At 39.5% G+C, this 15,109-nt stretch carries 7 protein-coding genes and 1 pseudogene; 4 read left to right on the top strand and 4 right to left on the bottom strand.

Translation table 11 applies throughout. The annotated features are described in order from the left end of the window. Nucleotides 1–89 precede the first annotated feature (89 nt). Nucleotides 90–5,891 carry a hypothetical protein gene (locus tag D0T49_RS04600; protein ID WP_163629414.1) on the top strand — a complete coding sequence of 1,934 codons (5,802 nt, stop codon included), beginning with the start codon at nucleotides 90–92 and terminating at the stop codon, nucleotides 5,889–5,891. Nucleotides 5,892–5,966: 75 nt separating this feature from the next. Beyond that, nucleotides 5,967–6,506, top strand: coding sequence for a hypothetical protein (locus tag D0T49_RS04595; RefSeq protein WP_163629413.1), 540 nt, complete (start codon nucleotides 5,967–5,969; stop codon nucleotides 6,504–6,506). 84 nt (nucleotides 6,507–6,590) lie between these two features. Here the strand turns inward: D0T49_RS04595 and D0T49_RS13050 are convergent, their stop codons facing one another. The 4 genes and pseudogenes from D0T49_RS13050 to D0T49_RS04580 form a co-directional block, all read right to left on the bottom strand. After that, entirely contained in the window at nucleotides 6,591–7,382 is a 792-nt protein-coding gene (locus tag D0T49_RS13050; protein WP_239057003.1) for a shikimate dehydrogenase, read from the bottom strand. Nucleotides 7,383–7,472: 90 nt separating this feature from the next. Continuing rightward, nucleotides 7,473–7,889, bottom strand: a pseudogene (locus D0T49_RS13045) (DedA family protein); the annotation flags it as partial. Between the two features lie 187 nt (nucleotides 7,890–8,076). Beyond that, complete coding sequence (locus tag D0T49_RS04585) at nucleotides 8,077–8,715, bottom strand: DedA family protein (RefSeq protein WP_163629424.1); 639 nt, start codon at nucleotides 8,713–8,715, stop codon at nucleotides 8,077–8,079. A 183-nt stretch (nucleotides 8,716–8,898) separates the two neighbouring features. Beyond that, nucleotides 8,899–10,296, bottom strand: coding sequence for a tetratricopeptide repeat protein (locus tag D0T49_RS04580; RefSeq protein ID WP_163629411.1), 1,398 nt, complete (start codon nucleotides 10,294–10,296; stop codon nucleotides 8,899–8,901). 262 nt (nucleotides 10,297–10,558) lie between these two features. Here D0T49_RS04580 and D0T49_RS04575 point away from each other — a divergent pair, with 262 nt between their 5' ends. Continuing rightward, entirely contained in the window at nucleotides 10,559–11,086 is a 528-nt protein-coding gene (locus D0T49_RS04575; protein WP_163629410.1) for an NUDIX domain-containing protein, read from the top strand. A 972-nt stretch (nucleotides 11,087–12,058) separates the two neighbouring features. Next, nucleotides 12,059–15,094 carry a tetratricopeptide repeat protein gene (locus tag D0T49_RS04570; protein WP_163629409.1) on the top strand — a complete coding sequence of 1,012 codons (3,036 nt, stop codon included), beginning with the start codon at nucleotides 12,059–12,061 and terminating at the stop codon, nucleotides 15,092–15,094. The last annotated feature ends 15 nt before the right edge of the window (nucleotides 15,095–15,109 follow it).

The raw sequence follows: 15,109 nt of genomic DNA, 5'->3' as shown, positions 1-15,109 counted from the left end.
GCGGTTTTTAAATCAACAATATTTCATGAAACAGATATCTTGATTTCAATATCATTTTTTTAGTGAATCTATTTTTAAATCTATTATTTATGAAAAGAAACTTCTACTTTGCTTCTTTGCCGCTTTCTGTTTTAAAACGATTGGTGGCGTTGTGTTTCTCTTTTTTCTTTATATCGTTTTTATATGCTTCGGTACCTTCGCATGGCTCCATAAGGGGCGAAGGTATCGAATTGTACCAAACGTATGGTACGGGAGTGCTGAATCCTGACACCAAACGTGAAGGTGTTACTGTGGATTATAAAGTAGTAACCATCGGTTCGAAATCGTGGGCTTGGACAGACTTGAGTGGAGGAACTATAGGAGGTGCCGATTGGGAGTCGCAGCTTCGTTATAGAAGTGGGGAATCGTTCAATGACTTTACCGAAAACAAGCTTGAAAAAATAATCTCCGGCACACAACAAAGATATTCATCTACTATTGCTACAATTCCTAATCCGCTGAAAATATCAATATTCCAAAGCGTAGGCGGAAACAGCGAAACTGATAAAATCAGTTATGATATAACGAAACTTAATAGTGCTGACGAGGCTGATGAATCGGCTCCAAGTATTACGTCTGCTGCGGTATCGGAAGCAACCGAATTTACTGCTAAACTGGAATTAAGCGGAAATGATGACAGCGGACACTTTTTTTATTATATATACGGAGGAGGGGTAGGCGAGGTTTCTTTTGTGTCAAGTTTCGTATTGGAAAACTTAAAACCCAGTACAAGCTATTCTTTATCTATAACTCCGGTTGATTTTTCAGGAAACGAGGGACTGCCTCAAACAGTCACATTCACTACAAAAGATATTGAAGGGTTGACCTATCCTCAGGCAGGGAAACTTTATAAAATCAAGCATTATGATTCGGCTCCCGAAGTTTATATCGGTAGAGATAATTCGGACTGGCCTATTGCTCAGGATTTTACAGGAGAAGACCAATTATTCTTTATATTGAAGATGGATAATGATTCGGAAGAATATAATATACAGCAGTTCTCGACCGGAGATTATATGGCAAACCGTGGTGTGGCCTTGTGGGAAAGTAAATATACTAACTCGTACGAAGAAGATATTTCCAAGTTTTACTTCGAAGCCGACCTTACAGGATATATTTATATTAAATGTAAAACAATGCCTAATAATTACATAGGCATAAATAATAATGAAGATTCAAGGATATTTTTCAATAAGAACAAAGAAGCACTTTCCCGCTTTGTTTTTGAAGAAGTGCTTCTTACAAATACTCAGAAACAAGTAGTATTAGAATCGTTGCTGGAACAAGTGAATAATGTACTTGCCATTGACGCACAATTTGGGGCTGTAGAAACTCAGGAAATAAATGATATTAAAAGTGCTCTTGAATTATATTTAGGAGATTTGGATAGTTTACAGGAAGGGGATGCTTTAAACAACCTAATCAGAGATACAAATGCAAGTGTAAAGGCATATAAAGCCTCGATGACTAAGCCCGAAGTGGGGAAACTGTATAAAATAAGGCACGTAGATTCTCCAAATTCACAATATATAGGGCGTGATGGGGATAGAGCGGTTATCCAACCGTATGTGGACGATAATCAGGTTTTTGTGATATTGAAAATGAATCCGGAAGCGGAAGAATATAATTTACAACAGCTTTCAACTCAGGAATATGTAGCAAACGAAACTGCTGGTAGTTGGCAAAACAAATATAATAAAAACTTTGATGGCGATATTTCTAAATTCACATTCGTATATGACGATGCAGGGTATTATTATATCAAATGTAAAACAAATAACTACCTTGGAGCAGATAATACTAATTTAAATCAGAATATTTCTTTTGATAAGCCTAAGCAGGGAAATGGATATACTACTTTCCGTTTCGAAGAAGTAACTCCTACTAACGCTCAGAAACGTAAAGTCCTGCAACCTCTGTTAGATAAAGTTGATGCGGTGTTTACTAAAGGAGGAACTTCGGGCGAGTCTGAAACACTTAGCCTTACCAATGTAAAAGAAACTCTTGAATCGCATTTGGTAGCATTAAATTACTCTCCTGTGGGGGCTGCCCTGAACAATCTTATTGTTGATGTGTATGCAAAAATAGACGCTTACAATGACCTGTGGCAAGCTCCTGTTTTCAGTCCGGAAGCAACCGAACTGTATCGTATAACATCTCAGGCAGGTGGTTATCTGGACAATGAGGCGGATGATATTCAGAAAGTAGCAACGTCCGAATCCTCTACTCAATTATATGAATTTGTTTCGTCTGTAGTAGGCGAAAATCAGGTTTATTCTATCAAAACTCAAACAGGTAAATATATTTATGCTACAGTTTCGGATGTAAAGGCAAAAGATACTGTTGGCGATGATTGTTATTGGAGTATGGCTCACTCAGAAACTGCAAACGGAATAGATTATTACACATTCCTGAATGTTAGTCAGAACAAATATCTGGTATTCTACCTGAATGAAGAAAGAGCCGGTTGTGCTGATGCTATAGCTGATGCCTCGAAAATAGCTATTATAAAAGAAGGTACGGTATTTACAGAGGAGTTAGAATCGTCTATAGGTACAGCTCAGGCGTTTTATAACACAACCGTTGAAGGTACCGAAGGCGGGAAATATCCTGCTGAGGCACGTGCTGTGTTTGCAGCAGCTATACAGGATGCTGTAGATGTACTGAATGGCGAAGGATTGACGCAAACCATAGTGGATAACGCAAAGGTTGCGTTAGATGCCGCTTTATCTGCTTATAGAGCATCTATCATTGTTCCCGAATTTACTCCGGCAGCAGGGGAGAAATACCGTATAATGATGAATCTGCAAAAAAGATACATTGTGTACAATTCAGATGCAACTAATTTATTTACAGGGCAGTTGTACTCACAAGGCGACGACAAGCAATTCTGGGAGTTCCAAAGCGTAGAAGGCAAAGACGGCTTTTTCTATATTCATCAGGGAGATAAGTATTTGCAGCAATCGCATGCTATGGGTTTTGGTTTCAGCATGGAGGATAAAAATGAAGGTGAATTTAAACAGCATTTCACCATACGGTATGTAAAAACTACAGATGATAGCCGTCACCTATATGCTATTTATGGTAAAGAGGGCGAGGCTGATACAAGGAGTAACTACTTGTTTACATTACAGCAAAATAATGGAGACTACAGGCTTGCAATGGGTTTAAATACCATATATCCAAGCCAAAATGAATCGGAGTGGCTTGAGCTTATTAAGATAGACTTGCCTTACGACCCTAATAAGGTTTTGCTGGGCGAATCTATAAGCGAATCTAAAATAATGCTTAATAATGCTGTATTAGGAAATAGTATCGGACAGTATCAGGAGTATGATTATAACGCTTTCAAAACTATTTTGGACGGAACTGAGGTAATTTATAATAAAGACGGTTATTCTCAGGCAGAAGTAGACAACGCTTTGGAAAAATTGATAACTGCCAGAGAAGTGTTTGAAAATTCGGCAAATGATAATTACAGTGCATTCTGTACTCAGCTTCAGGCTGCCCGCGATAAGCTGGCTGCAACCTGTGTGGGAGAGCAAACGGGTGAGTGTTATCAAACAATAATAGATGATTTTATCGTAGCGCTAAAGGCGGCCGAGTTGGTAGAAAAACATGGAACTACAGTGACTAAAGCCGAGAGAAATGCACTAACACTTGCTGTGGCAACTTTCAACGTACGGATAAATACAAGTACTCAGTCTATCCAACAGGTATTGGACGACGCGATATTATCAGCCGAAAAATTAATAGCCTCGTCAGAAATAGGAGAAGATGGCGGACAATATTCTGAAGAGAACGTTGAACTTTTCCGTACAGCAATTAATGCAGCAAAAGCAGCTAATCCGGTTAGCAGAGCAGATTTAGATATTCTTACACAAGCACGGGCTACTTTTGAAAGTTCAGCTAATACGGTTTATAAGTCTGTTTGGGTAGGAGCAGATAATAATTGGAACAATCCGGCTAACTGGACATTAAATCAAGTACCCGATGCGGATACTGATGTTTACATTCCGGGTAATGTTTTGAACTATCCTATGTTGACTGGAGAAAAAGAGAATAACGTATGTCATAATATATACTTCATGCATGGAGGGGAGCTTGGACGCCCCGACTTGCTGACTTACGAAAAAGCGCACGTGCAGATAAACTTTGGATTGGAAAATCCGAACAGCATTCAGCAAAAAAGCAATACTTTGAGCGACCATTTGGCTTTCTCTGCTCAAAAGTCGGCATCGGCATTGAGCCGTAATAAATGGCATATGCTTTCTTTACCTCTGAAAAAAGTAGTAAGCGGAGACTTTTCTTTTGGTGGTTATCCCGGTACTTTCCTGCGAAAGTTCGATGCCTCGAAAGAAGCAAGCGGAACTATTTTCAGGGCAAATTGGAGTGATTATTTTACAAGCTCGGTGGAAGAATTTACAGCTGGCGAAGGAGTGATTGTCTGGATGAATAAATATCAGGCTAACAAACCATATTTTGAGTTTGGCGAAGGCATTGATTCTCCCATAAGTGACGAATCGCGCAAGTATGGCTTACAGCAAACTAACGGCATTATGGAATTGCCATATTTTGAGAATGAGGATATGAGCCGTGCACACCGTATTCATACATACGATAAGGGAGCAACAACAAGCACATTTAATGGTTTCCGTGGAGGCGATTCCTCTTATCCCGATTATTTGGAAGTAACCCGCAATACCGAAAGTTATAACAGGGGAAGTTCAAATGAGGCATACCGTTTTATTTTTGAAAACAGCGGCGGAAGTCCTAATGTAACATATCCTGTGAAATTTGGTACTACCGATGATAGTGAGATTGCCCTGATAGGTAATCCTTATATGTCGACCATCGATTTTGATAATTTATATCAGGATAACGAAGGTGTCATCAAGAAGTGCTATCATCTTTGGGTGGACAATGCTTTTGTAACTTATGGTGTAGGTGGTTTTTCGGGAGTTATAAATCAGGAAATCACTACCGATAAGTACATTGCGCCAATGCAGGCGTTTCTTGTAGAGAAAAGCTCACAAGCTATTGTAAGCGATGAGTATGACGTGGAATTTAATGTGGAAAATATATCAACTATTCGTCCTTCGGGCAGCAATAGCCGGTTGAGGAGTAATAGCTACGAGGTGGATAATGAATCGGATAAACTGGACATTATAGCTTCGAACGATGCAGGGGCGGTATTAACCTTTATAGCCCGCCGCGAGGGTGGACAAAGCGTATTTTCCGATTATGACAGCCGGAAAATTATTTCAGGAATAAAGTCGCTGCCCGAAGTATATTCGGTAAAAAATCATACCAACGGCAAAATAGGGGTTGGTAATAACATTATCGGTACCGACAGAATCACAATTCCTATCGGTTTGGCTACTTCGTGGAGTGGCGAGATAACTCTTACATTCAGAGGAATGGAGCGTTATGACGCGGATATAACTTTTATCGATACTCAGAAAAATAGTAGTATAAATCTGAGCAACTATTCTGAGTACGATTATAGTTTTGATTATCAGCCGGCGAGAGATGCTCAAAATGCGATTATCCCTTCGGAAGACAGGTTTTTCGTATTAATCTCTCCTAAAAGGGTAACTGCTGACGAAGATGCCCTTTCCGGTCAGTTGTCGGTATATACGGGTGCGGATGCGATACATGTAATCTCCAATGATTCAAACCCGATAAAGCAACTTTATATATACGATATGCAAGGACGCATAATGTACACGAGGGATAATGTGAACATGAGTTACTGTACTATTCCTATGCCTGACCGACTGTCGGCAGTAGGTTTGATAAAAGTAATAACTGAAAAAGAGGTGAAAAATATAAAGTTGTTGAACAAATAATGTGAGGTACTTTATATATTAAACAGAAGTAAAGAATAATCGCTTTTTTTTAACCATCTAAAAAAACAAACAGTAATGAATACACAACCGATATATATAAAATCATTGTTGATATTGATAATGAGTATCTTTTTTATGCAGAATGTACACGCCGACAAGAAAAGCAGGTACGACGAGGAGTGGAGAAAGAAACAGAAAGCGGAAAGATTGTTTCTTTTTGAAGAAGATATTGATAAACATGGTAAGATAATTTCTTATTGGGATAAAAAGATAATGGATGAAAATAACAGAAGGATAAGTAACAAGGTGCATACTGAACAGAAGTTACAGTATTCGAACGAATATAAAACCGTAGCTGTAGGGGCTAACAAATTGGTTAGTCAGCAACTGTACGAACCTTTTTCGGGAGTATCGCCTTCTTTGAGGATGACAATGCAAATGCTTGATGATACCACCGACCCGGACGATCCCAATTATAATGGAGGAAAACTTTCGGGCGAGGATGCAAAATTGCAAGCAGGTGCAGTTTCTGATGCCGTCTTTTTCCTGTTGTTTTTAGCCTTGTTGTATTTTGGTGTAAGATATAGACGAACCCATTTGGTTGAACGCTCCTAAATGCAGATTACTGATGAAACAAAATCCCTGCAAGCCAATGGCTTGCAGGGGTTTTGCTTTGACTATTCACTACTCACTATTAGCTCATATCTGTTCATTCCATATTTTCCACGCAGCTTCGGCCTGTCCTATCAGCATTTGCTCTCCATTGATTATTGTAGCTCCTTGCTCTTTCCCTTTTTTAAGAAATTGTGTCTCGGCAGGATTATATACCACGTCGAAAAGAAGGTGCTTGTCGGTGATATACAGATATGGAATATCGGGATAAGTATCTATGTTAGGATATGTGCCCAGTGGAGTTGCATTAACAATCACATTATATTCCGACATGATTTTTTCATCGAGTGATGAGTAAGTAATAACTCCTTCTTTTTCAGAGCGTGAAACGTACATAGTTTCAATACCAAGTTTCTCCAATACGTATTTAATCGCTTTGGAAGCACCGCCGGTTCCCAGTATTAGCGCTTTTTTGTGATATGGCTTGATGGATGGCTTGATGGACTCCTCGAAACCGATAGCATCGGTATTATAACCTTTTACTCTGAAATTTTTCTTGTTATGTGTTATTTTTAAAACATTGATTGCCCCAATGCTTTTGGCTGTTACATCCAAATCATCCACATAATCGAATACCTTTTCTTTATATGGAATAGTAACGTTCAGTCCGGCTACTTTCTGCTTTTTTATTATTCGGGTAACTTCACTAATATCCTTTATTTCAAACAGGTTATATCTTGCTTTTATCTTTTCTTTTTTGAATTTATCGGTAAAATAGCGTTTCGAAAATGAATGTTCCAATGGAAAACCGATTAACCCGTATATTTTTTCGCCTCGCAACCGTAGCAGGATGTAGCGTACTACAAAAAACAAAATCATTACTACACACAGGGCTACGGTAATAATACTAAATTCATAACTGTATTTGTGTATCAGGTCGGCTTGCCCGTGCAGAAAGTATCCGATAAGCGCCATTGCTGTGTTGTATACGGCAGACCCAAGAAAGGTAAAGAATATGAAATTAAAAATATTCATCTTTGCTAACCCAGCAGGGATGGAAATTACAAGCCGGATACCCGCAACGAAACGCCCGATGCTAATGGAAATTTTGCTTCGTTTTTTGAATACCTCTTCAGCATGTTTTATCGAATCGCTATCCAGCATTAGCGCACTCCCCATACGGCTGTCGGCAAATTTGTAAAGGGCTTTTCTTCCCAGCCATGCCGAGAGCCCATAAATAATTAATGCACCTATAACCGAGCCGATGGTAGCAAATAAAATGACGAGGAAAATATTCAAGTCGCTTTCGGGGTCGGAGGCAATATAAGCCGCCGGAGCTATGACTATTTCGGATGGGATAGGAATAAACGAACTTTCGAGTGCCATAAGGAACGTAATGGTACCGTAATTCATATTATTCTCGTACCATTGGGCTACTTTCATCACTCCCGATTGTATTTGAGGGATTGAATCTTGAGCAGCCTTTTCAGGTGACGAAAACAATGGCAATGTCACCATCAGGGTAAACACCGCCATTGTTATAATCTTTTTTAAATGAGAAATTCTCATATCTTTATTCTTCGGATAATTTGCTTTTTTTCTTTTTCTGAACTATTTTTTTGATAATGAAATAAGCAATTATCAGAATAACCACTCCTGCTATAATATAACCTATTTCGTGACTATATTTGTTGATTAAATCGGCTTGGCCATGCGCTGCATAGCCTAACAATGCTAATACACCATTCCAGATACCCGCACCTAACGCAGTATAGATAGAGAAGCTCACTAAATTCATTTTTGCAATTCCTGCCGGAATCGAAATTAACTGCCTGATGCCGGGAATAAGCCTGCCTACAAAGGTTGATACTTTGCCGTGGTTGTTGAAGTAGTTTTCGGCTTTTGTGATTTTTTCACTGCTTAGCAACAAGAGGTGTCCTACTTTACTGTCGGCAAATTTATGGATGATAGGTCGTCCGAGCCAGAGCGCCAGTCCGTAATTGATAAAAGCACCAAGCAAAGCACCTATTGTTCCGAATAATACAACGAGAAATATATTAAGATTACTCTCAGGCTTACTTGCTATGTATGCTGCCGGAGGGATAACTATTTCGGACGGAAAGGGGATAAAAGAACTTTCGACCGTCATCAAAGCGGTTATTGTAGCATAATTCATGTTGTTTTCGTACCATCGTTCCACTTTTTGCAACATGCTCAGGCTGTCTTTGGGTTGTGTGTTTTCTGCGCTCAGAAAGAAAACAGGTACAATAACAAGAATGATAAGGAATAAAATCTTTTTCTTCATGAATCAGGATGTTTTTTATTTAAACCACAATTCTTGACCTTTGCCAAGAATTGTGGTTCGGTATTATAATATAATTTTCAGATACTTATGTTATATGTTTTCATCAAAATCGGGATTGGTCAGTTGTTCTGCATCGGGGCATAATTCCAAAAATAAAGCCACTGCATTTTCGTCGGCATCAACAGCTTCCTGCAGATACTTTAACGACAATTCAATATTCCCTGTTTTGTAGTAACAGATAGCAAAAAACAAGTAAATGTGTTCCAGATTTTCATCTTGTTGGTACGCCTGCATGTAGTAATACAAAGCAGATTGGTAATCCGAACTTTCGAGATAAAGATTTCCCACTGCCATTAAGGTTTCGGGCTGGGCAGGGTCGCGCTCAAGTGCATTCAGATAAGCACGGAGAGCATTACCCGATTCATCGAGCCCTATATATGCTTCGCCCAGATATACCCATGCGTCGGGAAGTTCCGGGTGTATTTTTATTGCCTCTTTGATGTAGTCTATACTATCCAGATACATCTCTTGCTCGAGCAGGCAAACACTCACTCCTGTGAGTGCTTCATAGTTATTGGGTTCGGACTGTAATGTCTCCTTGTAATGTACAATAGCTTTATCGTATTGTTCCATTTTTTCATAACACTCAGCTATATAATTGTTCACCAGCTTATTGTCCGAAACCATTAATTCGTAATCAAAGTAACAGTCGATGGCTTCCTGATAACGTTCAAGCTGCGTTAGTATATGTGCTTTTTGGTAACAGGCAAATGAGTCGTTCGGGTCGATAGCAAGTACATAATCGTATGCTTCGAGCGCTTGGGTATAATTCTGCATACCTAAGTGAATCTGCCCTAAGTTAAACCATGCCTCTGAAACAAAGGGGTCGATTGCAACAATGCTTTGTTGAGCGGCTATAGCCTCGTTCAAATTGTCCGATTGCTCGTAGCAATAGGCCAATTCAAATAATAAGTCGATGTTGCGGGGATTATGTTTTTTTCCTTCCTTCAAAACTTTTATGGCTGCGTTGTATTTCCTGTGATTCATGAAAACATGTGCTACATCTAAATGAATAAAATCCATTTCAGACGAATCTAACTGTTCAAATATCATTGCACACGTTTCATTCGCTTCATTATCGCGTTCCAGCTTCAGTAAAGCATCTAATTTTAACAGAAAAATTTCAGGTTCGTTTCTTTCCGGAATAGTTTCTAATATCCTGTATGCTTTTAACGCATCCCCGGTCATCAGATATATTTTAGCTCTTTTGATACATAAAGTATTGCTGTTAGGATGTTGTTTAAGTCCCATTTCCAAAGCAGTAGAGCTTTCGGCTGTATTTCCTTTGCGCAGATAATACTCTATTATAGTTTCAAATTCCTCCACGTCGAAATAGCCGGAATTGCTTGAGCCGGAAATAAACTGCTCATAGCGTATCACAGTCATATCAGGGTCGTCATCTGAAGGAAAAGAAAATTTGCGGCTCATGATAGCATATTTTGTACAAAAATAAACTTTAAATGTAAATAAATAAATTCTTTAGTTGAAATGTTATTAACATTTATCTTTTTTTATAGTGTTGATTTCTGTTGTCGGAATCGGGATTAGCTGATTTTACCGGAGTTTTGTTTAATTTTGCCTCAATATTGGGAATAAAGGAACAAAATGAGATAAAAGTACATGGTTCTTTTGGTTTATGTCTTTTTGTTCTAATTTGCTCTATTTTGTTCCATCTTATAACTATTTGACAATGAAGTTTTCCGGTTTATTTAAATATTGTCCGGTTTGCGGTTCGGATGAGTTTATTTTAAACAACGAGAAGTCGATGCGGTGCGAAATGTGCGGTTTTGTTTATTACGTTAACGCTTCGGCTGCTACAGCAGCTTTTATTCACAACGAAAGAGGAGAGCTGTTGGTATGTAAAAGGGCAAAGGAGCCGCAGAAAGGTACGCTCGATCTTCCAGGTGGATTTGTAGACGGTGACGAAACGGCGGAAGAAGCTATAACGCGCGAAATAAAAGAGGAGTTGAATGGCGATGTTTCCGGGTTGGAGTACTTGTTTTCATTGCCCAACGAGTACGAATATAGCGGGATGACGATTCCTACATTAGATATGTTTTTTGCTTGCAGGTTGGTTTCGGTAGATGGGTTGCAGGCTTCGGACGATGTAGAAAGTTATGAGTTTGTACCCGTAGAAAATATCCGCCCTGAGCTTTTCGGGTTAAAGTCAATCCGAAAAGCGGTAGGCATGTACATCGAAAATAATAGCTTTTCATAGTTACCCTGTGCTGCCGCACGATTGCATCGTGTGGCAATTCACCTTATCACGCGAAAGATTCGCGCGGTAGCAATGGGATTTGTAGTCTGTCGTGATCGGAAGATTTCAAGTGTTAGAATAATCATGATATTAAGGGCTGTAAGCCCGTTTTAATTTAGCCCAATGGCAGAGCGAAGCGTCGCCTTGGGTTAGTTTGCAATAGCAAATTTGGCGGGCTGTAAGCCCAAGTTAAAGTTTAACCTGCGCTTTCAGCGCCTGTGTTGCCGCACGATTGTATCGTGTGGCAATTTACCTTACCACGCGAAAGATTCGCGCGGTAGCAATGGGATTTGTAGTCTGTCGTGATCGGAAGATTTCAAGTGTTAGAATAATCATGATATTAAGGGCTGTAAGCCCGTTTTAATTTAGCCCAATGGCAGAGCGAAGCGTCGCCTTGGGTTAGTTTGCAATAGCAAATTTGGCGGGCTGTAAGCCCAAGTTAAAGTTTAACCTGCGCTTTCAGCGCCTGTGTTGCCGCACGATTGTATCGTGTGGCAATTTACCTTACCACGCGAAAGATTCGCGCGGTAGCGATGAATAGTTTTTTCATAGTTTAAAACTTTTCCCCCGTTTCACGGGATTTGTAATCCCGTGATTTATTAACTGCGGATTTAAAATCCGCAGTTAGGGTAGATTTCGCATAGTTCAAAACTTTTCCTATTCTCCTTCGTATATTAAAATATATTCGTGTAAATTTGCAAAAAATAAAACAAACTATAAGAATCACCGTTATAACTATGTTTTTGCCACATAGGCTCACATAGCTTTTCGCATAGTCTGCTGTAGAAAATGGATTTCTTATGTGTTTCTACTGTTGTGTTTACGTCGGTGTTCTATGCGAACAGAGTTTTGTGAGATATACCTAACTGCATTAATTTCATATATTTGTTACTTTAAAAATACGGTGTCGGAACATACAAACAATCTGAATAAATGAAAAAAACAATTGTTTTTAGTTTGCTTCTCTGTTTAGGCTTATTCGGGCTTTCTGCTCAAAACACACATATATTCACCTCTTCCGATAATAGTTTTGATACAGGAAAAGAACTTTTCAACCAAGGCAAATATGCTGCGGCCAACCGCTATTTCGAAGATTTCCTGAAAGATGCAAAACCCACGCAGGCCGGAAAAATACAAGAAGCCGAGTATTATGTGATAGCAGCCGCTTATGAGCTTAGGGTAAAAGATGCTGATGAACAAATTACCCGCTATCTACAGAAACATCCTTATTCCCCGTTTGCCGATCAGGCTAATTTTATGTTGGGGATGATTATGTTTGAGCAGAAAAAATATCAGAGGACGCTGAATTATTTTAAAAAGGTAAACGAGAAGAAACTCAATTCTCACGACTTGACCGAGAAGATATATTGTGAGGCGTATGCGCTGCTTCAAACTAAGAGCTATACTCGTGCATCGGCTTTGTTTAAAAGCCTGAAAGAAAAAAACACCCGTTATAATACTTCGGCCAACTATTATTATGCATATTCAGAATATGTTCAAGGTAATTTTGACGTTGCGTTACCTGTCTTCCTCGAATTGGAAAACTTAACTGCTTATAAGCAGATTGTACCATATTATATCATTCAGATATATTACAATAAAGGGGAGTATGATAAGGTGGGCAGCCGGGCCGAAACGCTTCTGAGCAATGACCCTGATAACCCCAATAATGCCGAAATATACCGCATTGTGGGGGAAATAGCATATAAACAAGGTAACTATGAAAAAACGATAACATCGTTGAAAAAGTACGAGAGCATTTCGCCGCAAGTGCTGCGCAACGATATTTATTTGCTCGGATTGTCGTATTACCAAACACGCGATTATGCAAATGCCATTTTATACCTTTCCAGAGTAACTACGCTGCAAGACCAAATGACCGAGAATGCTTATCTGCATATCGGAAATTCGTATATAAAGCAAAAGGACATACCTAATGCCCGCATGGCTTATGAGGCTGCACTAAGCACCAATTTTGATAAAACGGTACGCGAAGAAGCCTTGTATAATTATGCCTTAACTACTTACGAGTCGAACTCGGCATTCGGTGAATCTATAAAAGCGTTCGAGAGCTTATTGCGAGAATTTCCCGAATCGAAGTATGCCGATAGTGCTTATGATTACCTGTCGGCAGTATACGTGACTACACAGAACTATCAGGCAGCTTACGAGTCTATCAAGAAAATAAAAAAGCCAACTTCTAAGTTAATCGAAACACAACAATACCTGCTTAACCAAATGGGGGCTGAGGATTTTTCGCGTAAGAATTATGATTCCGCAGTCGAAAAATTTACATTGGCATTGGAGCAAACCCCTAATAAAAAATATGCTGCCGAAAGCCTTTTTTGGCGGGCAGAATCTTACTACAGGTTAGGCAAACCGGAACATACCATAACTGATTTAAATGCGTTTTATCAGAATCCGTTTTCAAATGCAAGCCCTAATCTGAAATCATCCTATTATTTGTCGGGCTACGCTTATTTTGCTACCAAGCAATATGAAACAGCGTTGAACTGGTTTCAGAAATACGCATCGGGCAGGCTTTCGGCAAAAGACCCTACCTATGCCGATGCTATGAACCGCATGGGCGATTGTTATTTTTACGAACGTGATTTTACCAATGCCGAAAAAAGCTATAACAAAGCAATTGTAGCTTCGCCCCAAACCGGCGATTATCCCATGTTTCAGGTGGCTTACGTAAATGGCTTGCAAAAGAAATATACTACGAAAATCACCAATCTGGAGAAACTAATAACCCAGTATCCACGCTCGCAGTATGCTGACGATGCCATGTATGAGATAGGGCGCGCCTATCTGATGCTTGAAAATAACGACAGGACATTAGCCACTTACCAACGCCTATTGGATAATTACCCAAACAGCAACCTTGCACCTAAAGCGGCATTGGAAAGGGGAATGATATATTCGAACAAAAATGATTTGAATCAGGCGATAGAATCGTTTAAATATGTAATATCGCGCTATCCCGGAAGCGAAGAATCACGTACTGCACTCGAAAGCCTTGAAACGGCCTATATTGAGAAAAACAATGTGGCATCGTACATTGAATATACAAAATCGCTGGGTGGCAATGTGCAGACTGTAGCTGTGAGCAAAGAGGATTCGCTTACCTTTATTGCAGCCGAAAAGCAGTACCTGTACAAGCATTACGACCATGCTATCGAAGGGCTTACGGCTTATATCAGTAAGTATTGCGATAACGGAAGCCCTGTGTGTACAACAGCACGTTATTACCTTGCCGACAGTTATTATCAAACTAATGAGAAAGACAAGGCACTGACCGAGTACGAACTGTTAGCTGCTATAGCAGGTAATAAATACATGGAAGAAGCTGTAATGCGTACAGCCGAAATATCATACGATAAGCAAGAGTACGACATAGCCCTGAATTATTTCTCGCAGTTGCAAGAAATAGCTCATAATACAGAAAATAAAAACATAGGGCGCCTTGGAGTATTGCGTTGCAGCTATTTTCTTCACAATCATCAACAGACTATTGATATTGCTACCGAAATAGTGGATGATACATATACCAACGACGATGTGAAACTTGAAGCACGTTATAACAGGGCGAAAGCGTACATAGCCCTGAATAAAAAAAGCGGGGCAATAGCCGATTTGCAGGTGTTGAGCAACAATGCACGTACACGGAATGGGGCCGAAGCCAAATACCTGTTGTCAGAGATTTATTATGAGCAAGGTAAACTGGACGAATCAGAAAATGTAATTTTGGATTTTGCCCAGAAAAATACGCCCTACCAGTACTGGCTGGCACGTAGTTTTGTTGTGCTTGCCGACATATACATTAAGAAAGGTGATGATTTTCAGGCAAAACAGTATTTGCTGAGTTTGCAAAAGAACTATACTACGCAAGATGATATTCAGGAGATGATAAAAGAGCGTTTGGATAGTATAGGCTTACGTGAACAGGAAAATATAATCAATTAAGTTACAAGTAAACGA

Origin of the sequence: Paludibacter sp. 221, assembly GCF_010501035.1 — a bacterium.
In the GTDB taxonomy this organism is placed as follows: domain Bacteria; phylum Bacteroidota; class Bacteroidia; order Bacteroidales; family Paludibacteraceae; genus QVMH01.
This window is presented reverse-complemented; position numbering and strand designations above follow the sequence as displayed.

Bases quoted from the DNA above. Each gene is read 5' to 3' on its own strand.
- D0T49_RS04600 (WP_163629414.1), top strand. From the start codon at position 90: ATGAAAAGAAACTTCTACTTTGCTTCTTTGCCGCTTTCTGTTTTAAAA.
- D0T49_RS04595 (WP_163629413.1), top strand. From the start codon at position 5,967: ATGAATACACAACCGATATATATAAAATCATTGTTGATATTGATAATG.
- D0T49_RS13050 (WP_239057003.1), bottom strand. From the start codon at position 7,382: ATGATTTTGTTTTTTGTAGTACGCTACATCCTGCTACGGTTGCGAGGC.
- D0T49_RS04585 (WP_163629424.1), bottom strand. From the start codon at position 8,715: ATGTTGCAAAAAGTGGAACGATGGTACGAAAACAACATGAATTATGCT.
- D0T49_RS04580 (WP_163629411.1), bottom strand. From the start codon at position 10,296: ATGAGCCGCAAATTTTCTTTTCCTTCAGATGACGACCCTGATATGACT.
- D0T49_RS04575 (WP_163629410.1), top strand. From the start codon at position 10,559: ATGAAGTTTTCCGGTTTATTTAAATATTGTCCGGTTTGCGGTTCGGAT.
- D0T49_RS04570 (WP_163629409.1), top strand. From the start codon at position 12,059: ATGAAAAAAACAATTGTTTTTAGTTTGCTTCTCTGTTTAGGCTTATTC.